The 21,748-nt window shown below is 54.9% G+C and carries 12 protein-coding genes; 6 read left to right on the forward strand and 6 right to left on the reverse strand.

The window, feature by feature from the left end:
* Nucleotides 1-75: 75 nt before the first annotated feature.
* Nucleotides 76-3,699 (reverse strand): PSD1 and planctomycete cytochrome C domain-containing protein, encoded by a 3,624-nt coding sequence (locus ACR3ZL_RS13680; RefSeq protein ID WP_486173558.1) that lies wholly within the window; start codon nucleotides 3,697-3,699, stop codon nucleotides 76-78.
* Nucleotide 3,700: 1 nt separating this feature from the next.
* Nucleotides 3,701-4,288 (reverse strand): sigma-70 family RNA polymerase sigma factor, encoded by a 588-nt coding sequence (locus ACR3ZL_RS13685; RefSeq protein ID WP_473652574.1) that lies wholly within the window; start codon nucleotides 4,286-4,288, stop codon nucleotides 3,701-3,703.
* A gap of 552 nt (nucleotides 4,289-4,840) precedes the next feature.
* On the opposite strand from ACR3ZL_RS13685, the gene ACR3ZL_RS13690 reads away from it, so the two are divergent.
* Entirely contained in the window at nucleotides 4,841-5,065 is a 225-nt protein-coding gene (locus ACR3ZL_RS13690; RefSeq protein ID WP_473652573.1) for a hypothetical protein, read from the forward strand.
* Nucleotides 5,066-5,191: 126 nt separating this feature from the next.
* Nucleotides 5,192-6,373 carry a DUF1559 family PulG-like putative transporter gene (locus tag ACR3ZL_RS13695; protein WP_473652572.1) on the forward strand — a complete coding sequence of 394 codons (1,182 nt, stop codon included), beginning with the start codon at nucleotides 5,192-5,194 and terminating at the stop codon, nucleotides 6,371-6,373.
* Between the two features lie 239 nt (nucleotides 6,374-6,612).
* Here ACR3ZL_RS13695 and ACR3ZL_RS13700 read toward each other — a convergent pair whose 3' ends face one another.
* Both ACR3ZL_RS13700 and ACR3ZL_RS13705 read right to left on the reverse strand, forming a co-directional pair.
* Nucleotides 6,613-7,578 carry an outer membrane protein assembly factor BamB family protein gene (locus ACR3ZL_RS13700; protein ID WP_473652571.1) on the reverse strand — a complete coding sequence of 322 codons (966 nt, stop codon included), beginning with the start codon at nucleotides 7,576-7,578 and terminating at the stop codon, nucleotides 6,613-6,615.
* 194 nt (nucleotides 7,579-7,772) lie between these two features.
* Nucleotides 7,773-9,428 carry a solute:sodium symporter family transporter gene (locus tag ACR3ZL_RS13705; protein WP_473652570.1) on the reverse strand — a complete coding sequence of 552 codons (1,656 nt, stop codon included), beginning with the start codon at nucleotides 9,426-9,428 and terminating at the stop codon, nucleotides 7,773-7,775.
* Between the two features lie 670 nt (nucleotides 9,429-10,098).
* Between ACR3ZL_RS13705 and ACR3ZL_RS13710 the strand changes: the two genes are divergently transcribed.
* The 4 genes from ACR3ZL_RS13710 (at nucleotide 10,099) to ACR3ZL_RS13725 (ending at nucleotide 17,009) form a co-directional block, all read left to right on the forward strand.
* Nucleotides 10,099-12,621, forward strand: coding sequence for a PSD1 and planctomycete cytochrome C domain-containing protein (locus tag ACR3ZL_RS13710; RefSeq protein ID WP_473652569.1), 2,523 nt, complete (start codon nucleotides 10,099-10,101; stop codon nucleotides 12,619-12,621).
* A 9-nt stretch (nucleotides 12,622-12,630) separates the two neighbouring features.
* Complete coding sequence (locus tag ACR3ZL_RS13715) at nucleotides 12,631-14,085, forward strand: DUF1501 domain-containing protein (RefSeq protein WP_473652568.1); 1,455 nt, start codon at nucleotides 12,631-12,633, stop codon at nucleotides 14,083-14,085.
* Between the two features lie 205 nt (nucleotides 14,086-14,290).
* Entirely contained in the window at nucleotides 14,291-15,394 is a 1,104-nt protein-coding gene (locus ACR3ZL_RS13720) for a Gfo/Idh/MocA family protein (RefSeq protein WP_473652567.1), read from the forward strand.
* Between the two features lie 148 nt (nucleotides 15,395-15,542).
* A complete protein-coding gene (locus ACR3ZL_RS13725) occupies nucleotides 15,543-17,009 on the forward strand; it encodes a glycoside hydrolase family 183 protein (protein WP_473652566.1) in 1,467 nt (488 codons plus the stop codon).
* A 534-nt stretch (nucleotides 17,010-17,543) separates the two neighbouring features.
* Here ACR3ZL_RS13725 and ACR3ZL_RS13730 read toward each other — a convergent pair.
* Both ACR3ZL_RS13730 and ACR3ZL_RS13735 read right to left on the reverse strand, forming a co-directional pair.
* Nucleotides 17,544-18,974, reverse strand: a complete 1,431-nt coding sequence (locus tag ACR3ZL_RS13730) for a Gfo/Idh/MocA family protein (RefSeq protein WP_473652565.1) — start codon at nucleotides 18,972-18,974, stop codon at nucleotides 17,544-17,546.
* A gap of 66 nt (nucleotides 18,975-19,040) precedes the next feature.
* Entirely contained in the window at nucleotides 19,041-21,611 is a 2,571-nt protein-coding gene (locus ACR3ZL_RS13735) for a glutaminase family protein (protein WP_473652564.1), read from the reverse strand.
* Nucleotides 21,612-21,748 lie beyond the last annotated feature (137 nt).

A 21,748-nucleotide genomic window follows, 5' to 3' on the forward strand; every position in this document is an offset into this window, starting at 1 on the left:
TTTGGTTTCGCGATTATGTTTCGCACTGTGTGTTTCGCACTGCGGGTTATCGGCGAGCATCATAAGCAGGGTCGGTCAGCCGCGTGTGAGGGTTTCGCTGAGGTTCAGCAGCAAGGTTGAAACCTGCATCCATGCCGCCTGCTCGACGACATCGATGTCGTCGGAGGGTGGTGACTCGCCTACCGAGATCGCGGCCGCAGCCTCGTCCGGAGCAGCACTGAAACGGGCGAGTTCGGATTGCAACAGCTTGCCGACAACTTGCAGTTCACGTTGGCTGGGCGATCGTTTGAGCACTCGGCTGAACGCATACTTAATCCGTGAGTCAGGTTCGCTAGCCGGTTGCGCCCGAAGTATCGCAGCGGCGAGAACCCGTGCGGCTTCGGTGAATTGAGGATCGTTCAACGTCACCAGTGCCTGAATCGGAGTGTTCGTTGCACCACGATCGACCGTACACATCTCGCGGCTCGGTGCATCGAAGGCGGCCATCGCGGGATGTGGACTGGTCCGTTTGACGATCGTGTACAGACTACGGCGATAAAGCTTTTCACCGTGATCTTGAACGAAGACTTGTTTGGTTGCGGGGGTGCTGCCGAAGTGGCTTACCTCTTTCCACAACGCCGGCGGTTGGTATGGCTGCACACTGGGTCCGCCCACTCGTGGTGCCAGCAAACCGCTCACAGCGAGAGCTTGGTCACGAATGAATTCGGCAGGCAAACGAAACCGGGGCCCACGCCCAAGCAGACGATTCTTGGGATCCAACTCGATTTGCTCTTGGGTCGCCGATGACTTCTGACGGTACGTCGAACTGCTGAGGATTTCTCGGATGAGTTGTTTGGAGTCCCACTCGATTTCAACGAATCGAGTCGCCAAATAATCGAGCAATTCAGGATGGCTCGGGTACTCACCCTGGGATCCGAAATCGGCCGACGTCGCTACCAACCCGGTTCCAAAAAACATCGCCCAAAAACGATTCACGGCGACACGGGACGTCAGCGGATGATCCGCAGCGACCAGCCAATTCGCGAGATCCAATCGATTCACTTTCGCATCGCGGGATTCCGTTAAATCAGCAGCTTCCGAATTAACCGGTTCGGGGGCTGCGGCGGGAATCAGTTCCGGCAGCACGCCGGGCGTTTGAGCAGTGACGCGTTCGAGCGGTGAATCATATTGGCCGCGATTCAAAACGAAAGTCTCACGCGGGTTCGCGGACGTGTTCATCACCATGGTTGAGTGAGCGGACGTGAGGACATCACGCCGTTCCTCCAAATTCGCGATACGAACGCGGAGCGGTTCCAATTCAGCCGCCGATTCTCGGAAGGCGTTTAAGACGAGACCGCGAGTCGTGTCGTCCCATTGCTCTTGCGGGGTCGCGATTGCCTGGGCGATCGGTTCGTTCCACCGGCTGTCGGTGTCCTTGCCGGAGAACGGTTGCATCTTCCACTGAAACGCCAACGAATTTGGCTGGCCGAAAAAGATCAACACGCTCAAGTACGGCGTCTCTCGGGGATCAACCGGTTCGGCGAATGTCAGTGTCAATCGCTGAGCCGAATCACCGATGGAGGGCTGCCACCATTGCCTACTGTCTTCGACCACGATACCTGCCGCCGCATGCTCGGCCGCTTGGCTGCTTGCGGATACTTTCGAAAAGGCAAGTTGGCGATGGTAATCGACCTGATCGGCGGGTTGCGCCGTCGCGGAAACAAGAACCGTCGAGATCTTCGGTACTCCAGCGGGAAAGGGGGTCAATGACATGCGTGATGCATCACCGTCGCCGGTCTTTTGCGGCAAAAATTGAATGCGAATTCCCGAGACCAACTCTGGTTCGTCTGACGCACCAGTGGGCAACCGCATCGAGTGGCTCAATCCATTCAGCCCACCGCTGGGCCGAGTGAGTTGAACGGAGCCGTCTGGCTCAAACGTGATGGGTCCGGGCCGGTTTGGACTGGAGACATCGATCAACTCCAGGTCAACCAAACGAAAACCATCGCCGCGAGACTCTTCGTCAGACCGTTGCGATTCGAGCCATTGATCAAACCCACTCGTTTCCTGCGAGAGACGGTCGCGTAATCGGGCAAGCTCTACGTCGATGTCATCGAGTTCCTGAGTTTTCAGCACCATGACTGCGTTGAGCGTGGGACCGGAGTTCCGTCCGCCGTTACCATCGAGACCGCGATCATCGAGTTCGTTGAAGAAGGCCAGGAACTGGTAGTACTCTCTTTGTGAGATCGGATCGTACTTGTGGTCGTGGCATTGGGCACACCCCATCGTGAGCCCCAAAAACACTTCGCTGGTAGTCTTAACCCGGTCGGCCGCATAGTTGGCAAGATTCTCGGCGGGGATCGTGCCGCCTTCGTGCGTGATCATGTGGTTGCGGTTGAAGCCCGTGGCAATTCGCTGGGCGTCGGTTGCGTCGGGAAGTAAATCACCTGCTAGCTGTTCGATCAAAAACTGATCGTACGGCATGTTGTCGTTGTAGGCTTGGATCACCCAATCTCGCCACATCCACATGCTGCGGCCGCCATCGATCGAATACCCATTCGTGTCCGCGTATCGCGATTGGTCGAGCCACGGCAATGCCATCCGTTCGCCGAAGTGCGGTGACTCGAGTAACCGCGAGATGGCGTCCTGGTAAACACGTTCACCGCCGTTGGGGTAGTCACGTGCAAACGCGTCAGCCTGCTCCATCGTAGGCGGCAGTCCCGTAAGATCAAAGGTCAGCCGACGGATCAGCGTTCGCGCATTCGCCTCGGGCGATGGTGTCAGTCCCGCGTTGACAAGCCCCTGAGCCACAAACGAATCAATTGCGTTTCGGCCCCACCTGTCCTGAGTCACTTCGTCAGTCAAATTGACCTCGGGAACAAGCGGCGACACCGGTGGTATGAATGCCCAGTGACCCTCGTACGGCGCGCCTTCTTCGATCCAACGTCGAATCAGCGTTTTTTGAACTTTGGTTAACACCAGATGCGATTCCGGCGGTGGCATCAGCAGTTCAGGATCATCGCTGATCATCCGGTTCCACACTTCGCTGTTCGACAAGTCACCAGGGGCGATCGGCGTGTATCCTCCGAGATCCGCGGTTGCACCTTCGTGCGTGTCCAGACGCAAGTCCGCTCGACGACCATGGTCATCGGGACCGTGACATAAGAAGCAGGTCTCCGAAAGAATGGGGCGGATGTCCCGATTGAATTTGATCCGTTGCTTAGCCGCAGCCTGAACCACCGGGATCGATGCCTCCGACAAAGCGGGGTGCTTCATCGAGCCCGACGCGTTGATCACTTTCCGAGGATTCGGCGTTCGTCGTGATGTCGGATTGGATTCTTGATTGGAAACCTGACTCGGCGACGCGTCATCGTTGCGAGCGGCAACCATAACAGCATTGGACGACGGCAACATTTGCTGACGCACGACGAGTCCAACAACAACGATCACACACGCCACCACAAACAGACGGGTTAGGATCACCCCAGAGTGCTCGGTGGCACGCGAAGTAGACGCGGCGGCGGACAAAGTGCCGGACGGGGAGGCGACCCAATCCGCTTTCGCGACGAGTTGCTCGTCCAATTCACATAGATCCAAATATCGATCCAAAGCCTGCGGGTCCGTTTCGAGAATCTCACGCAGCTCCACGACTTCTTCGGTCGTCAGAACACCGGCGAGATGCTTTTGCAGCAGTTGATCGTAACGGTGAGGAAAAATCATTTTACTTTGGCACCTTGTTGAGTGTGGCGGTTGCCGCGGGTGTTTTGTGTGGGTGGTTTTGCATCGCGGTCGATTCGGCTTGGAACTTGACGCAGTCCACAAGGGCATTTCGCGCCCGGTGCAATGCTTGGCCAATCGCATTGGGCTTTCGACCTGTCGATTCGGCCAAGTCGGTTAACGAGTGACCACGCAAGTAAAATCCTTCGACGAGATCGCGTTGATGATCGGGTAAGCTTTGCAAGCAGCGATCCAGTCGTTCCCAATTCGATTGCTTTCGGCGCTGAGCGAGTCGCTCTCGATAGCGTCGTTCAATCACGTCATGCAAACGATCGTCCACCAACGCTTCCGCTTTCGTGGCAGCGTATTTGCGAGAGTGATTTCGAAAATGGTTCCGAGCAATTTGGCACAGCCATGCGGCGAAATTAGTTCCCGGTCGAAAGGATTCCTGCTTTTCCAGTGCCGTCACGTTGGCCGCCTGAAGAGTGTCCTGCGCAGCATGCACCGACCCCGTCAGCCTGACTAAATAGCCGAGCACCGGATTCTGTGCCTGTTCGAGCAGGTCTTCAAATGAAAAACGTGAATTTGCCAAACGCCAATGCCTCTCTATGAAAAGAATGTCGAGCGATGCCTCGGTTTTACTCGAAATCTAACAGTTTCCTGACACTTCTAGCTGAACGACGAGCTAACCGAGCGTATCGGCGGTTTGTGCGTGATACCAACGATTGGCAAGCCTTTGTTAAAGCTGGTGCTGAACGCATGTCGGTGTTTAGTAAATGCGGGACTAGTTGTCCGCCAAGCGAGTTACCTAGCAGTGAAGAACCGCCACTTGGTTCCACCGAATCGAACGGTTGTTCTATCAGAGCCAATGCGTCTTGAGTCCTGAATGACTCGGGTTTTCGTTAGCGTTTGCCAGAAACCTCATTGGTTTTGCGCAATATTACATTGCTGCCATTCGTCCCGCTAAAGAAGCTTAGTGGACGGGTCTGGGGCATTGCCGGGGCGGCAGTATACCTCTGTAGCTTCCGGCTTTTCACCACGATTCGCTTTTCTCTAGCGACAATCACGCGACCGATCGGTTTTTCGGTGGTGGCTAACTGGGAACCGTGTGTTCTCAATCTTCCTTCTTCTTAACGGGATTCTTATGAGCACCTACTCACGTCTTTACACAGGATTGAGCCCTGTCTCGCTCGGCTCGTTCTTCACGGCATTGCTAGCCGTGTTGTTCTTCACTGCGGTCGGTTGTGAAGATTCAAGTGGCCCCGCCGCCACTTCTAAAAGCGAAGTGGAAGAGTATCTGGACGCGCATCCTGAGCTCAAAGAGCCCAAGAAGGATGTGGCTCCCGCCAACCCCGCTGACTACCAATAGTCGCCGTTCACTGATGCGTCAGTGGCCACACGGTCATGTTTCCGTTTAAACGTGATGCGAACATTGTTTTCTCGCATCATTCAGTTTTTGTTTCTTGATTTACGGTTCTTAGGAGAACGTTGTCTTATGTCTGTTGATACTAGGTTTGTGAAACCAAAGCACAGTGGTTTTACGTTGGTCGAATTGCTGGTGGTGATTGCGATCATCGGCGTGCTTGTTGGCCTTCTTTTACCCGCCGTGCAAGCGGCTCGTGAGGCAGCCCGTCGGATGAGCTGCAGTAACAATTTCAAGCAAATCGGTCTTGGACTTCACAACTACCATTCTGCTTACAAGAAGTTGCCCAAGCACGGCAGTGGTACTTACACGTTCGTGGGAGACGGCAAATCGACGCCAGGCACGAACCGCTGCGACCTTTCCATGTTGGTGGGCATCTTGCCGTTCATCGAACAACAGGCATTATGGGAGCAGATCAGCAACCCAACGGCCAGCGGATTCGTCGCGATGGGGCCTTGGCCCAATCGACAGCTCGCCGACCATGCCGTCGTGCCATACGATCCCTGGATGAGCAACATCCCTAGCTATCGTTGTCCAAGTGATCCAGGTGTCGGACTTCCCGCGGCTGGTCGTACCAACTACGCCGCCTCACTGGGAGATTCCGGAACGCTCAGCCAGGTCGGCGATACTGCCGACAACGGAACATCGCGTGGGTATGCAGCCTACGAACGCTCGGCATGCCGAGGTGTTTTTGTTCCACGTTACCAAACTGCCTTTCGTGATATCTTGGACGGTTTGGCAAACACGGTCGCGATGGCGGAAATCACAACTGACTTGGGAGACCGTGATAAGCGCACCATGGCCGTTGATAGCCCTGCCGGAGACCTCTGGAAAGAGAACCTATCGTGCCGGCAGTACATTGACCCACAACGTCCGCAGTTTTGGAAGGGAACGGGAGTTCCGACCGCAGGAGATTCGGAACAGCGTCGTGGCTATAAATGGGCGTTGGCTCGCCCACTCTACACAGGTTTCTTGACCGTCTTGCCGCCCAACGATGAACTTTGTTTCCAGGACACGCAAGAAGGGGAAGGCAACCCAACAGCAAGCAGTCGACACCAAGGCGGAGTTCACGTGTTGATGGCTGATGGAGCAGTGAAGTTCATTACGGACTCTATCGAAGCGGGTGACAGTGCCGCAATTCAAGTTCGTCATGATGGGAATGGCTTCACCCCAGCCGGCTCGGTGAGTCCTTACGGACTTTGGGGAGCACTTGGGACTCGTGCGGCTAAAGAGGTCATCGACACTGAGCTCTAAATCTCAATCAGGATTGAACAACACTTCTCCTGCTGTGGTATTGGTAAATACTGCAGCAGGAGATTTTTATTGAATTGGTTGGCGCGAGATCCGTGGCTCTATCGAAGCGGAAACGAGAGCGGTCGGATAGCCAGTCTTTGCGTCTGACACCAAAATGCGTGTTCAGTCGCGAACTGCAGAGCCCAACGCAATCGCAGGACGGCGGCCTCGGCAAAGAATAGCTTGCCGCCTCGTTTAGCTTAGCGGATCGATGTTCCGACGGCGTCTAGCAGTAACGTGTTGGACACGTCGTTGCCGAAGTCTTGGTGGCGATCGAGCGTCCAGACGACTTGTTTGGTTTTGGGATCCACCTCGATCAGAACCGGTTGCCCCTCGCCGGCGTGACAATTGCCAAGCACGATGTTGCCGTTGGGTAGCAGTTCCAGTGTGGTCACCCATGCCAAGCGAATGTTGGGAAGTTCGTTTTGGTGGATCTGCCAGACGATCTCCTTCTTTGGAGTGACTTCCAAAACGCTGTGGCCGTTACCGGTCGCAATCAGGGTGTTGCCATTGGGCTTGCGAATGGCGGCGAACAGTCGATTGCCATAGCCTTCCGGTCCATGTCCGCCTCGCGGTTCCTTGCCGAACATTGGGACCATGTACTCCCAAACCACATCACCGGTTACGCCATCGTATTCTCGCACCATGCTGTCGGCTTCGTGGGCGACCAGGTAGTTGCCTGCCTCGGTTTGGCGTACCAGCCGGGTGTCGCTGTGGGCGTTGGGATTCGTAACGACGAGAGGGATCTCTTTGAGCAGTTCGCCGCCTCGGTTGACTTCAATCATTCGGGCCGTTCCTGACTCGGCGATCATGAACCGGTCCTCGTCGATTTGAATTGCCGAGTGCACTTCGACCCGTTTTCCAACGTTGCCGTTACGTTGCGAGGCATCGTATCGCCAGACAACTTGTTGGGTATTGGGATCGATCTCGACAACTTGATTGCCGTTATCCAGAGTCAGGATGTTTCCGTTTGATAGTTGATGTAGGTCATGAATCCCGCCCCACTCCATCTGCCAACTGATGCCGCCATCAGGCTCAATGATCGCCAAGCGACCTTGCCCGCCTAGCAAGACGCGGTGCCCTAGCGTGTCAGCGGCATGAGCAAACGGAGAAGTCGCAAATAGAGCGACGGCGATGAAAGTCGCATGAATCGAGAGGCGGTGCATGTTGATTGGTTGGAAAGAGGGAGGGAGAAGGAGAAGGGGAGTGATGGTGAATCAGAATCGGGAAGATGCTGTGGGCGTGATTGAATCGCGCCGAATCGTCCGATCGAATTTGGTCGGCATGGCGTGTTGGCCGCAACGTGCGTGTTCCATATGCACCCTATGTCCGAAGCTGGATCGTCATGTTAAAGAAAACTTCAGCCATCACGGGTGAGCACCGAGAAATCGGCGAAGGTCGCGTAGATGGCGAACACGATTAGGATGAGCACCATGCCAACTGGTTTCACGTAACGCCACGGCGTCATGTCGACGGCGCCAACGTCTTCCTGAACGAATTCCGTTTCCCGGGGATGCAGTTCGCCGATAACGAGCATCAAGACGAGTAGCCAAGCGAATACGATCCCCAAAAAGTGAAACTCGTGAAGCGAAGCGACAATTTTGTCAAATGGCGAAACGAAGTAGCCGATCGCGATGACGGCAAAACCCACGACAAGGCCAATCTTGGCCGCGATGGCCGGAACTCGCCTTGTCAGCATGCCGACCAGCACGACTGCGAAGATTGGGATGAAGTAGATGCCATTCATCTTTTGCAGGTAATCGTAGATGCCTCGCTCTTTGATAACGGGGTGATCAAGAAGTGGGGCGATAACCATGGCGGCAATTGCGATGACCCAACCAAAGATCTTTCCGGACCGAACAACTTGTTCATCCGACGCTTCCGTCTTCAGCACGCTTTTGTACAACCCAACGCTGAACAGCGTGCACGAACTGTTCAGCGCGGAATTGAAGCTCGACAGGATCGCACCAATCATCGCGGCGGCGAAGAATCCAGTCAGTGGTGCCGGAAGCACGGCGTTAACGAGCATCCCGTAGGCGTGGTCCTTGTCGATGTCCTGCCCCGCGAATAGCGAATAAGCGATCATTCCGGGAAGCACCAGGTAAAGCGGCCCCAGTAGCTTCAATGCTCCTGTCAGCAGGACTCCCTTTTGCCCCTCGGCGAGGCTGCTGGCCCCAAACGTGCGTTGAATGATTTGTTGATTGGTGGTCCAGTAAAACAAAAAGAGTAGGAAGATACCCGTGAAAACCGTTCCGAATGGAACTGAACTTTCGGGGCCACCGACGGAGTTGAAGCGGTCGTGTTGGTCGTCAATAAGCGTCTTGGTGCCCTCGACAAAACCACCGTCGCCACCTAAGTGCGACAACGCAAAGTAGGCAATCAAGATTCCGCCCACCAGCAGCCCAATGCCGTTGAGCGTGTCGGATACAGCAACTGTTCGCAGTCCACCAAAAAGTGCGTAGATCGAGCCGACAATCCCAACCAGCCAAACGATCATCCACAGTGCAACGGAATGGGGGGCGATGCCCAGTGTTTCAGGCAAGGTGCCCAGCATTGATGGAATGTCCAGAATCCCGATCAGCCCGGTCGCGCCGGTGTATAGAACGATCGGCAGGAGGATGCCGACGTAGGCCATCAAGAAAATGATATTGGTAATTACCTGTGTCTGATGGTCAAACCGGATCTCCAGATACTGTGGCACCGTGGAAACGCCGCTGCGTAGAAACTTCGGCAGAAAGAACCAGGCCATAAAGACGAGCGCGACGACGCAAACCACCTCCCACACCATCACGCAAAGTCCGTCGGTGAAGGCCGCACCGTTTAGCCCCACCATTTGCTCGGTGGACAGATTGGTTAACAACAGCGAACCGGCGATCAGCGGGAAGGTCAGCGTGCGGCCACCAAGAAAATACCCGCCCATGCTGGCGTGATCATCGTTCTTAGTGAACCACCACGTCAGTACCGCGACCAAGCCGGTGAAGAATAAAAAAGATCCAATCGTCAGAATGAAGTCCATGAAGCGATGTTCCTTAATGAACGAGGGGGGCGGGTTCAGAAGCTTTCCGGGGATCGCTCGCTGTGTCGGCAAAGCCGTTTAGCGGAAAAGCTTAGCGACGGTGAGTGCAGAGACGCCGGACGTTCGGTGAGTGGGATGGATTTAAGTAAGGAGTTTTTGAATCTTGGTCCGTGTTTTGGTCTTGCCAAACCTTCTAATGGTTCATGACTGAAAAAGGTGAGGTCTGCCGGATATAGCGAATGATGCAGCGAAGCGGATTGCCGATGTCTGGGGCCGAGTGCATTAAGAATTAGCAAAACAACCTATGGTCTTCGACAGCGTAATCAAACCTGCATTTCGGCCAATCGAAAGCAGTAGGATTCAAGTGGTCGGTATCGTAGCAGAAGATGTTAAGCGAATTGGTGTCGATGCCGCTATTCGGGTGAATAGCTCAAAAGGTTTGCGTCAATTCTCATTCACTTAAAGCAGCTTATCTCTAAGATGCTTAGTGCGTGAATGAAGTTAGGTTTTCTCACGCAGTGCGTTTGCATGATAACCAACATGACATCCTTGTTATGGGTGTATGTGCGGTATGCGATCGTGTTGACCTTTTCGGTAAAACGACTCCCGTTGTTTGCTATGGGACGTTTCCCTCCCGCCTGTTTTTCCCTCCATCCTTTTCAGTTCCTCTATGGATCGATATTTGCGCTCCCATCCAGGCATCGCGTGCTTGCATTTTGCCCTTGGTTTCATCGTGGTGCTCGCTGGAATGCCAACTGTTCAAGCATCCGATGAGGAAGCCGGTGTGCATGACGATTTCTATCGGATGCAGGTGAAGCCGATCCTCGCGAAGCATTGCTTCGAGTGTCACGGTGTTGATCCCGAAGACTTGAGTGGTGGCTTCGCGTTGACTTCACGAGCCTCGATTCGTCGAGGTGGTGATTCCGGCACCGCGATCAACGACGACCAGTTCGACGAGAGCATTTTGCTGAAGGCAATCAACTATGACACCTATGAAATGCCGCCGGAAGGAAAGCTAGCCGTAGAACAAATTGCAGTATTGACGAAATGGGTGGAGCTCGGCGTGCCGATTCCTGCTGCCGAAGAGGTTGAGATTTCTGCTGAACATCACTCTTCAGTTCCTCAGGTCAATGAGGAAACCAAGCAATGGTGGTCTTTCCAGCCCGTTCGACGCCCTCAACTTCCTAGCGTCACTAACGACGGTTGGATCCAAAACGGAATTGATGCATTTGTGCTATCGGGACTTGAGTCGGTTGGCCTGACGCCTTCCTTGCCCGCGTCGAAAACGCAACTATTGCGTCGAGTCAGCTACGATCTGACTGGTTTGCCACCCACCCCGGAACAAATCAAAGCGTTTGTTCAAAATGATGATCCCGTCGCGTACGAAAAGGTTGTTGAACAGCTGCTTCAGTCACCGCAATACGGCGAAAAGTGGGGCCGGCATTGGCTGGACTTGGTGCGTTATGCCGAGACGAACAGCTTTGAACGCGATGATGCCAAGCCGTTCGCTTGGCGATATCGGGATTACGTGATTCGCTCGTTCAATGAAGACAAGCCATATGACCAGTTCCTAATTGAGCAACTCGCGGGTGATGAGCTTCCCGATCCGTCGGTCGACGATCTAATTGCGACGGGATACTACCGGTTGGGTGCCTGGGATGATGAGCCCGCCGATAGTGTTCAAGCGAAATACGATGAACTGGATGACATCATCGGTGTGACGTGCAAGACCATCCTGGGGTTGACGGTGGATTGCGCACGCTGTCACGACCATAAGATCGATCCGATCCCGCAGGCTGATTACTACAGCATGCTTTCGTTCTTCGAGAACATTCGTCGTTACGGAGTACGGAGTGGTGAGTCGGTCGAAGACGCATCCATCCGGAACGTGCCCGGTGGTGACGTTTCGGAAGAAGAGAATCGTCGTTATCAGGCGCAGTTAAGCAAGGTTCGCCAGACGATCGATGAAATCGAGTCCATCGTGAAAGCCGATTTTCAACCGGTGGAGCATGAAGAGTATGCTCATCCGACGAACCGCCTGCGGTTGGTCAAGCAACGTGTTGGAACGCTTTTGAATCAAAAACAATTTGAACAGTACAAGTTGGCGGCCAAAGAAGCAAAAAAGCTGGAACAGAAGCCGCCCGGTCAAATCCCAATCTTGTCGGTGAAAGAAGCTGGCTCAAAGGCTGACCCTAGCTTTATTCGCGTTCGTGGTAACGCGAATATCCCCGGAAGGGAAGTCCAGCCGAGTTTCGTGTCTGTGCTTTCGCCACCTGAGCCAGAGATTTCGATTCCCGCGCACGGTGAATCCACAGGGCGACGGTTGGCGTTAGCCAAATGGTTGGCAAGTGCGGACAATCCGCTGACCGCTCGCGTGATGGCGAACCGGTTGTGGCAGTACCATTTTGGGCGGGGAATCGTGCGAAGTTCCAGTGATTTTGGTTTTCAAGGCGATCCGCCCACGCATCCCGAATTGCTTGATTGGCTAGCGACGGAGTTTGTTTCCAGTGGTTGGAGCATGAAGGCGATGCATCGACTAATCCTGCATTCGAGCACCTATCGGATGTCGGGCCAGTACAACCAAACGGCTTATGACATTGATCCCGAGAACGATCGATTCTGGCGTTTCGATTTGAAGCGTTTGACCGCGGAGGAGATTCGTGATTCGATTTTGGCGGTCAACCATCAATTGAACTTGACCAAGATGTATGGGCCAAGCTTCTTTCCGATCCAGCCTCAAGAAGTATTGGCGGGGCAATCACAGCCTGGCAAAGGTTGGGGAGATTCGACGCCGGAAGAACGCAGTCGGAGGAGTGTCTACATTCACGTGAAGCGTTCATTACCGGTCCCCATCTTGGCGACCAATGATTCCGCCGATACCGACAATACGTGTGCCGTTCGATTCATCACAACTCAGCCGACGCAGGCGTTGGGAATGATGAACAGCAAATTCACCAACGAACAGGCGTGGTTGCTTGCTGAATCGGTGATGGAGGAATCGGCGAAGATCGAGGGGCAGGTGAGCGAAGTTCTATCCCGCGTGATGCAGCGTGAACCGAGTGCGGAAGAGATCGAACGCGGTAACAAGTTTGTCGAAGAACTTCAGTCCGTGGATTCCATGTCGCGACTGCAAGCGTTTCGGACCTTTTGCCTTTTGGCTCTGAATCTAAACGAATTCGTATACATTGAGTAGTTCAACATTATGACTAAGAATTTTTGTAGCCGAACACGTCGCGAGTTCATGTGGCAGGCCGGAGGCGGCTTCACTGGGCTAGCCATGGCGGGCATGTTGGATAAGTCGTTCCTGAACGGTCAGGAAACCACGGCCGATGGTAGTGCGCAATGGCAGAATCCGTTGGCGTCCAAGCCGCCCCATTTTGCCCCCAAGGCCAAGTCCGTGATCTTCTTGTTTATGTACGGTGGGCCCAGTCACATGGACACATTTGACTACAAGCCCGCGATGATCGGGATGGACAATAAGACGATCGAAGTGAAGACATTCGGCCGGGGCGGGCACAAGAACACCGGGCGTATCGTTGAGCCTCGCTGGAAGTTCAAACAACACGGGGCTTGCGGTAAGTGGGTGTCGGAGCTGTTCCCCAACGTGGCGACTTGTGTTGATGACATTGCCTTCTTGCACAGCATGACGGCTGATTCGCCTATTCACGGGTCGGCCATGCTGCAGATGAATTCCGGCAAGATCCAAAGCGGAAGCCCCTGTCTCGGTTCCTGGGTGAACTACGGACTGGGTAGCGAGAACGAGAACATGCCCGGTTTCGTTGTCATGCTGGATGGTTCCGGTGGTCCGATTAGCGGCCCGAAGAATTGGGCCAGTGGATACATGCCCGCGACCTATCAAGGCGTTGTGATTCGCAGTGAAGGGACGGCTATTTTGGATCTGAAACGACCCGATGCATTGTCCGATCCTGCCCAGCGAAGAATGCTGGATTCATTGCGGACATACAACGAGTCGCACGAAATGGCTCATCCAGGGAACTCCCAGCTAGCGGCCCGGATCGCTAGCTATGAACTTGCCTATAAGATGCAAAGCACCGCGCCGGAGGCGGTCGACTTGTCGCAGGAATCGGTTGAGACCAAGAAGCTGTATGGCGTCGATCAAAAGAAAACTCGATATTTTGGCCGTCAATGCTTGATGGCCAGACGTTTGGTTGAGCGCGGCGTTCGCTTCATTCAAATCTATTCCGGCGGTGCCCACAACGATTCGAACTGGGACGCACACGGTGACCTTGTCGAAAACCACACCAAGCATGCTGGCGAGACGGACCAGCCCGTAGCCGCTTTGCTTAAGGACCTTAAGCAGCGAGGGTTGCTTGACGAAACGCTCGTTGTGTGGGGTGGCGAGTTCGGACGTCAGCCGACCGCGGAATACGCTGAGGGCACGGGCCGAGATCACAACGCGTACGGTTTTACGATGTGGATGGCCGGAGGTGGAATCAAGGGCGGCATGAGCTTTGGCAAGACCGATGAATTAGGTGCCGAAGCGGTGGAGGATCGCCTGCATGTTCGCCGTGTCCATGCGACCATTCTGCATCAACTGGGGCTCGATCCGAATCACTTAGCCTACTTCTATGGTGGTTTGGACCAGCGTTTGGTCGGCGTCGAGGAAACTCAACCAATTCATCAAATCATTGCATAACGCTCGAATCCAGAATGACGGGCTGGCCGCGGGCGGTTGGTCGCTTTTGCGATCTTGGCACCCTGTTTGTGCCCCGTAAAACGCAGGCGATTGTTGCGTTGGGGACGATTCTTGGCCGGTGCATGCCCTTGATTTCGAAGTCGTGTTTCGACATGGTTTGTTGCTGACCGGTCTTCCCACGTTCCTCTCATTACGAAAAACCTTCATGTCCCAAACTTGTCGCTGGGGATTTATCAGTGCCGCTAACATCGCTCGCAAAAATTGGCTGGCGATTAAGAATTCTGGTAACGGAATTGTCACGGCGGTGGGAAGTCGAAGGCTTGCTGCAAGCGAGGCTTTCATTACCGAGTGCCAAGCGTCTCACCCCTTTGACGTCGCCCCCACGGCATTCGAGGGATACGATGGGTTGCTGGAATCGCCTGACGTGGATGCCGTGTACATTCCGCTGCCGACCGGTTTGCGAAAACACTGGGTGATCCGTGCGGCCGAAGCGGGTAAGCACGTTATGTGTGAGAAACCGTGTGCCATTCACGCTGGCGACTTGCAAGAGATGATTGATGCCTGTCATTCCAACGGTGTCCAGTTCATGGATGGTGTGATGTACATGCACACCGAACGCTATCGGCAAATGCGGTCGCTGCTAGACGACGGTGACAGCGTAGGCAAAATTCGACGAATCGCGAGTCAGTTCAGCTTCAATGGCGGTGATGCTTTTGAAAGCGACAACATCCGGCTGAACAGTGAACTAGAACCTTTCGGTGCACTGGGTGATTTGGGTTGGTACAACATTCGATTTGCTCTGTGGGCGATGAACTACGAAATGCCGATCAGTGTGTCCGCCACCATGTTGGCAGGGCACCAGCGGGACGATAGTCCTCAAGCTGTACCGATGGAGATCAGTGCGGAACTGTTCTTTGCCGATGGCGTTTCGGCAACCTTCTACAACAGCTTCGTGACGCAACTTCAGCAGTGGGCCAATATCAGCGGGAGTTACGGGCAGCTCGCCCTCGACGATTTTGTACTTCCTTTCGAGGGTGACCAAAGCACGTACTCGTCGCTGCGGCCGGTGAATGAAAATAACGGTTGCGTGTTCAAGATTCTCGAAAATCGAAAAGAGTTTTCAGTAGAGGAACGTTCCGACAGCACAGACGATTCCCCTGAAGCGAACTTGTATCGAAAGTTCGCCTCCATCGTGAACTCCGGTGACTTGGAACCACATTGGCCAGAGATTTCTTTAAAGACACAACGGGTCATGGACGCGCTGATGAAATCGTCCCAAAACAATGGCGTTCGAGTTGAGTGCCTTTAGCGGTTCGGGAATCGTCTCAAACGAATAACTTGGCCTGCACTCGAGTCAATTAGTCGCGTACCGTTGTTGCGGTTCATGTTGTTAGCCACTGCGATGGGTTGCAGCGGGTGTTCGTTGTTGCGGTGCTTCCTTTGATGAGGGACTTCGAATGTCAGTTGAAGGGTTGGGGCGGAAGGCAGCGAAATCGCTTGTCCTGCTTGGGATCGGTTTGACTTTGCGATCGGGTAGCTTGGCGATTGCAGTGGAGCCGTGTCGAATTCAGGTTGTTGATGCGGCCAACGGATGGCCGGTTCCTCTGGTGGAGATGGAAACCACTCACCATGTGCGATTCGTGTCCGACAACGCTGGCGCGATCGCGTTCGATTTGCCTGAGTTGATGGGGACCGAAACGTGGTTCCATGTGCGTGGTCATGGCTATGCTGTGCCACGGGATGGTTTCGGCTATTCCGGTGTGCGGTTGGTTCCGAAGCCGGGTGAGAATTTGACGGTGGAGGTTCACCGTGCCTTGCCAGCGAAGCGATTAGGGCGATTGACGGGCGGTGGTCTATTCGGCGAAAGCCAAAAATTGGGCGAGTTTAAGAACTGGACCGATCAAGGGATCCTCGGCTGTGACAGCGTCCAAAATACTGTTCATCAGGGCAAGCTATTTTGGGGCTGGGGCGACTCCACGCTGGCGAGGTACCCAATAGGCCAATTTCATATGCTCGGTGCAACAACGACGGTGCAACCGCTTGTTTCGTTCCGACCACCGGTGCAGTTGCGATACGATTATTTCACCGACGATCAGGGCACACCCACCGATGTGGCGAAAATGCCGGGTGACGGTCCAACTTGGTTGTTCGGATACGTTTGTCTTCCCGACGAGTTTGGTAAGCAGCGATTGGGTGCAACGTATTCGAAGATCAAACCGCCCCTGTCGGAATACGAGAAGGGGCTCTGTGTTTGGAATGATAGCACCAAACAATTCGATCATCTAAGAACGGTTTGGAAAGCTTCCGATGGTTCTCGAACGCCACCAGAAACACCACATGGTCACGCAGTGTTTTGGAGTGATGATGCGGGTCAGCGATGGGTGCTGTTCGGCGATCCGTTCCCAACGATTCGTTGTCACGCGACGTTTGAGGCTTGGTCCAATCCCGAGTCATGGGAGAGGATTGACGCACCCACCACGGTCAGCCTCGCAGAAGGATCGTTTGATTCAATTGATGATGAAAAGGATGGCAAGGCGGCCAAAGCGAGAAAGCATCAAGGCGTGAAGGAGATCCTGCCGCATCGTGGGGCAATCGCTTGGAATGACTACCGTAAGAAGTGGGTGACGATTTTTACCCAGCAGCTAGGCAAATCGTCTGCGTTTGGAGAAATCTGGTACGCCGAATCAGATTCCCCGTTGGGACCTTGGGGGAACGGGATTCAAGTGGTCACCCACGATCATTACACCTTCTACAATCCCCAGTTGCATCCTGAATGGACGCCGAAGGACTCACCGATCCTTTTGTTTGAAGGAACCTACACGTCCGCGTTTTCCAAAACGCAGGTTGCTACACCTCGTTATGAGTACAACCAAGTCCTGTATCGCTTGGACCTGGACGAATTGCCAGGACCGCAAGCGGATTAGAAGCTGTGCCTAGACGGCTGATGCCGGCTAGTTGGGCCAACAACGACCGACAGATAGGATAGGTATTGGGTGTGACGAGGTCATTGGCAACGAAGACGAGCGTGGTGCGGCAGTCACCAAAGCAACTGCCGCATTTCACGCTCTTTTGCCAGGCTAGTGCTTCATCTACATTTCATTTTGGGGTTGATCGTAGTGGATAAGGCGACGAATCCTATCCACTCACCGACCAGACGGGCTCGTCGCCTCGCCCACTACCCCTAACTTGGATCTGGATGAAGCACTAGTGCTTCATCTACATTTCATTTTGGGGTTGATCGTAGTGGATGAGGCGACGAATCCCATCCACTCACCAACCAGACGGGCTCGTCGCCTCGCCCACTACCCCCAACTTGAATCTGGATGAAGCACTAGTGCTTCATCTACATTTCATTTTGGGGTTGATCGTAGTGGATGAGGCGACGAATCCTATCCACTCACCGACCAGACGGGCTCGTCGCTTCGCCCACTACCCCCAACTTGAATCTAGATGAAGCGCTAGACGTTCGGCTTGATCTCGTTTGGGATTTCCCAGCCAGCACGGTATTCACGCTGGACGAACCGGTTCACCTCCGGAACATTGGGGCTGGTTAAGTTGGTCGCGTCCCACTGAATCCGCTGGCCTTCCTTGGCACGCAGAGAGAGGTTGCCAACGAGAATCGTTTCGGTTAGCCGACCCGCGTACCCGAAGTTGGACGTGGTGCCTGGTTCGTACTCGCCCTTGATCGTTTGCACGAACTCCCACTTTTGTCGTTCGTCATCGCTTGCTTTGAAGGGAATACGAGCGATGGTTTGTTTAGGGGCCTGATAGTCCTTGAAATCTTCTTTGGGAAGAAGGTGGTAGCGAGCACCATAGTCGTCGGGTGAAAAGAGCGTGCCTTTGCTGCCAACCAGTAGAGCACCACTGGTTTTACGGCCGCCGCTGCGTTGTGCGGCGATCCGCTTTTGGAAAGAAGCCGGAAGCTGTTGGACGATCTCGTCCGATGGCAGTTCGCCGCCATCGTACCAATAGAACCTGCACGCGCAGAGTCCGTTACGGGCGGGGAATTCGAACATCAATGACGAGCTAGCGGGATAGGTTTCGTTTTCAATGATGCCCGGGTTCTTAATTGCCGTAATGGCGATTGGATCCCAAAGCTGCAATGCCATCACGGGCATGTTCGTTGTGTGACAGGCCATGTCGCCCAACGCCCCGGTGCCGAAGTCGACCCAGCCACGCCAATTGAATGCGTGGTAGGCACCGTTCTTGAAGGGACGCATGGGGGCCGGGCCAATCCAGCCTTCCCAGTTCATCCCCTCGGGCACCGTGTCTTCGCCAGCGGGACGCCCCTTGCCCTGAGGCCAGACCGGACGGTTGGTCCAGATGTGCACTTCGGTGACGTCACCGATCGCACCGCTTTGCACAACCTCAACGGCCTCGCGTAGCCCGTCAGCCGCGGTTCCCTGGTTTCCCATCTGGGTTACCACGCCAGTTTCCTCGGCCGTTTCTCGCATCAACCGGGCTTCCTGGATCGACCACGACAACGGCTTTTGGCAGTAGACGTGCTTGCCCATTCGCATGGCCCGCACGGCGGCGGCCGCGTGGGTGTGATCCGGGGTGCTGCAGGTGACGATGTCGACCTTGTCGCCGAGCTGGTCAAGCATCTCGCGGAAGTCGTCGAACTGTGCCGCATCGGGATACTCGCGGCCCTTCTTTTTCAGCGTGCTGCCGTCGACGTCGCACAGCCCGACAATTGACACCCCCTGATCGCCAATGTGGCTGGTGTCGCTGCCACCTTTGCCGCCGACGCCGATGCAGGCAGCGGTTAATCCTTGTAACGCGGATTGGTCAGCACCGGTGACCGTTAACGTGCTGGACCAATAGCCAACACTAGCCGTGACGGCAGCACTTTGACCGATGAAGTTTCGTCGCGTGGTTCTCGTTTTCATGGTTGATATTCCTAAGGGTGTTATTGGGATCGGGGTCGGACGTACATGGGGGAAGCGGAAAACGGTTTACTTGGCTGCGGTCGCTTCGCTCGGCACGACGACATCGAATCCAAAATCGATGTACTGACCGCCCACAGACTGGTGGCAGTGGATAGCGACCAAGTTCTCGCCTTCGCGTAGTTTATTCGCGGGGATTTCGTAGACTTCGTACCCTGTCGTGTGACCGGCAAAGGCCGTTACGAATTGGCCGTTGATGTAGACCTGGGCGTCTTCATCGTGCCAGATATTCAGCGCCACGCGTGACGGGACCGCTCCGTCAATTTGGATCGAACGTCGAATCCAAATGTCATTGCTGGTCCACCGTGTTTTCGCAATCGCTTCGGTGCCAAAACCACCGGGACCTTGTTTCCAGTCAACGGGTTGGTAATCGTTGGCGTACCACTCACCATCGGGGTGGTTGATGGTGTAGTGATAGTCGGTTTCGGCATCGACGCTGTTGGGTACCAAGGTGATCGTCTTGGGAGGAATTGGCATCGGCGCCCAGTCGGATGCCTTCGTTTGATCACGGCTGGCGTATTTATTCCATACCGATGTGTCGTACATCATCTTTAAGAAGACACCGCCCACGACGGGGCGTGCATCGAAGCCGACTTTTTGAGCGGTCGACGTGTAGTACCAATCGGTCATCGGGGTACGTTGCGGCGTGGCGTTCAGGAAGTCATGAACAGGCTTGGTCAACGCATCGAAATCCTCGCGGTTTTCGGTCAGCGTGGCGGTCCACATGATCCAGTCCAACTTTGTGTAGTCGGACCGATTGTCTAGCGGAATGCCATATTGGTTTTGGATCTTTCGGTAGTAAGCCATTTCGGTTTGAGCGACTTCGGCAGGAAACAGGTTCAGTCCCAAGAGGCGGTCCCAAACCAGATTGTATTTCTGGCTCCATGTTCCGGATCGGTCGAAGGCGAGCCGATAATGGTCGCCGTCATCAGCGGCGGTTACCCACTGTTTCGCGTATGATTTTGCAATAGCCCGATACTTGTCGGCCTCTGCGTCTTTGCCCAGCATCTCGCACATCAACGCGTAGGCACCGAGTCCGCAGATGGACTTCGCGCTCAAGTTGACGTTGTGTTCCATGTGCCCGGAAAAGTCATCCGTGCAGAGTTGATTGCCCAGGTCGTAACCTTCGTTTTGTAGATAGTCCGCCCATTGGCTGAGCTGTTCCCAGTACAGTGTGGCGAAATCGGCATTGCCTTCCATCTTGGATAGGGCTGCGAACAGGATCAGGATGTTGCCGGACTCCTCGACCTGCATTTGGCCTTCTTCGCTGGTTTCACCGCCACCGTATCGCTGGCCGTTGGCCTTGGGGTAGGTTCCCAGGTCGTGAGGTGCGAAAGGGAACTTCCATCGCGGGGAAGCGGCGTAGTCCATGAACGGGACTAAGACCGACTTCGTCAACGTGGGCCCAAACAGAAAGAACTGGGGCAGCATCGGGTAGAAAACATCCGACGTCGCGATGCAACCGTTGGAGTGATTCTCTTTGCAAAACTGAAGCGGCTGGCCGTGGGCGTCGGCGACAAACTTGCCCGCGGCAAAGCACTGGCGGTAGGCCAACGCAGCGATATCGGCGTACTCGCGTCCACCCGCATTTTCCAGATCAGTCATCAACTCGGTGTCAAACGCCTCGCATTGGGCCTCTATCTGGTCATGTTCCGCGATCGCGGCGGTGATCAGATCGGATGCTTGCCATCCATCTTTCCGCCAGAAAGGACGCAGTCGCTCTTTCATAAACTCGATCGAGTACAAATCGTCGTAAGCGACCAAGGCGTATCGGGACACCGGATCGGATCCGACGACGCCCAACGACATCGCGACGGCCGCAACAACACGGCCGGCCTGGACGGGGAAGTTGGCTGTTTGTCTTGAAAGAGCGTTCAGTCCGTGTTGCCCGAACGAATTGCGAAGCGTTGCGGCGTTACCAAACCCGGACGTCGGGGCGAATTCCGTTGCGGCGGCCACGTACAGATAACCCCAGTCGATCCGCAGGTCGTCACCTGAACGCCCCAGGACATGTTGCGTGTCGGTTCCCATTCGAAGTGCGGTTGCGTTGGCGAAGGATTCCGTCACGCCGGTTACTTCCTGGTCGAGTACGTTGGTCGCAAGTTCGCCGCCTGCGTCGAAGTAGAATTCAACTTGGTGTGTTTGCTGGTCCGCGGATAAGACTTCGCAATTGACGTAAGTTGTGGGGCGGCTGAGGATTGCGATGTCCGAAGGCAACGCTGGCGTCGTGAAGGTGAGCTTCACGTCGACGCCGGCACCGGTGAAGGTGTAGATCGACCTCGTGGGCAGGACTCGGACCGACGTTTGCTTCATCGCCGCAAGCGTCTGGGGGGAACGCCCCATCAGTCGGTAAGCTTGCCCGTCGACGCGCAGCAGTGCGGACATTCTTTGTTGGGTGCCAGTCCAGTGCGTTGTGGAGGTATCCCACAAATTGTCCGCTTGTGACCACACACTGAAATACGGGTCGCATGCAATCAGCGGGACTGCCGGAGGACGAAAACGAGGTTGGTCAGCGACGATTGATGAGTGAGTGCTTGCGATTGCGACAAAGCACATCAGCAGAGGTCTTAGGTAGTTCATGTTTCACCAGAGGGGATGCCGAAAAGCGGAAAGGTGTTTGAAGTGAGGTGAGCCGCCGTGCTTCGGGCGGACGTGGCCGGTTGATGTGCGACTTGTTCAAGAGGGGGACATGTGTTGAGGGAAATTGATCAGGCTGA

The sequence above is a fragment of the Rhodopirellula sp. J20-39 genome (assembly GCF_057365095.1).

Excerpts from the sequence above, each read along its gene's own strand:
- ACR3ZL_RS13705 (WP_473652570.1), bottom strand. The coding sequence starts at position 9,428 with ATGGACTTCATTCTGACGATTGGATCTTTTTTATTCTTCACCGGCTTG.
- ACR3ZL_RS13720 (WP_473652567.1), top strand. The coding sequence starts at position 14,291 with ATGTCCCAAACTTGTCGCTGGGGATTTATCAGTGCCGCTAACATCGCT.
- ACR3ZL_RS13710 (WP_473652569.1), top strand. The coding sequence starts at position 10,099 with ATGGATCGATATTTGCGCTCCCATCCAGGCATCGCGTGCTTGCATTTT.
- ACR3ZL_RS13680 (WP_486173558.1), bottom strand. The coding sequence starts at position 3,699 with ATGATTTTTCCTCACCGTTACGATCAACTGCTGCAAAAGCATCTCGCC.
- ACR3ZL_RS13725 (WP_473652566.1), top strand. The coding sequence starts at position 15,543 with ATGTCAGTTGAAGGGTTGGGGCGGAAGGCAGCGAAATCGCTTGTCCTG.
- ACR3ZL_RS13690 (WP_473652573.1), top strand. The coding sequence starts at position 4,841 with ATGAGCACCTACTCACGTCTTTACACAGGATTGAGCCCTGTCTCGCTC.
- ACR3ZL_RS13715 (WP_473652568.1), top strand. The coding sequence starts at position 12,631 with ATGACTAAGAATTTTTGTAGCCGAACACGTCGCGAGTTCATGTGGCAG.
- ACR3ZL_RS13735 (WP_473652564.1), bottom strand. The coding sequence starts at position 21,611 with ATGAACTACCTAAGACCTCTGCTGATGTGCTTTGTCGCAATCGCAAGC.
- ACR3ZL_RS13695 (WP_473652572.1), top strand. The coding sequence starts at position 5,192 with ATGTCTGTTGATACTAGGTTTGTGAAACCAAAGCACAGTGGTTTTACG.
- ACR3ZL_RS13700 (WP_473652571.1), bottom strand. The coding sequence starts at position 7,578 with ATGCACCGCCTCTCGATTCATGCGACTTTCATCGCCGTCGCTCTATTT.
- ACR3ZL_RS13730 (WP_473652565.1), bottom strand. The coding sequence starts at position 18,974 with ATGAAAACGAGAACCACGCGACGAAACTTCATCGGTCAAAGTGCTGCC.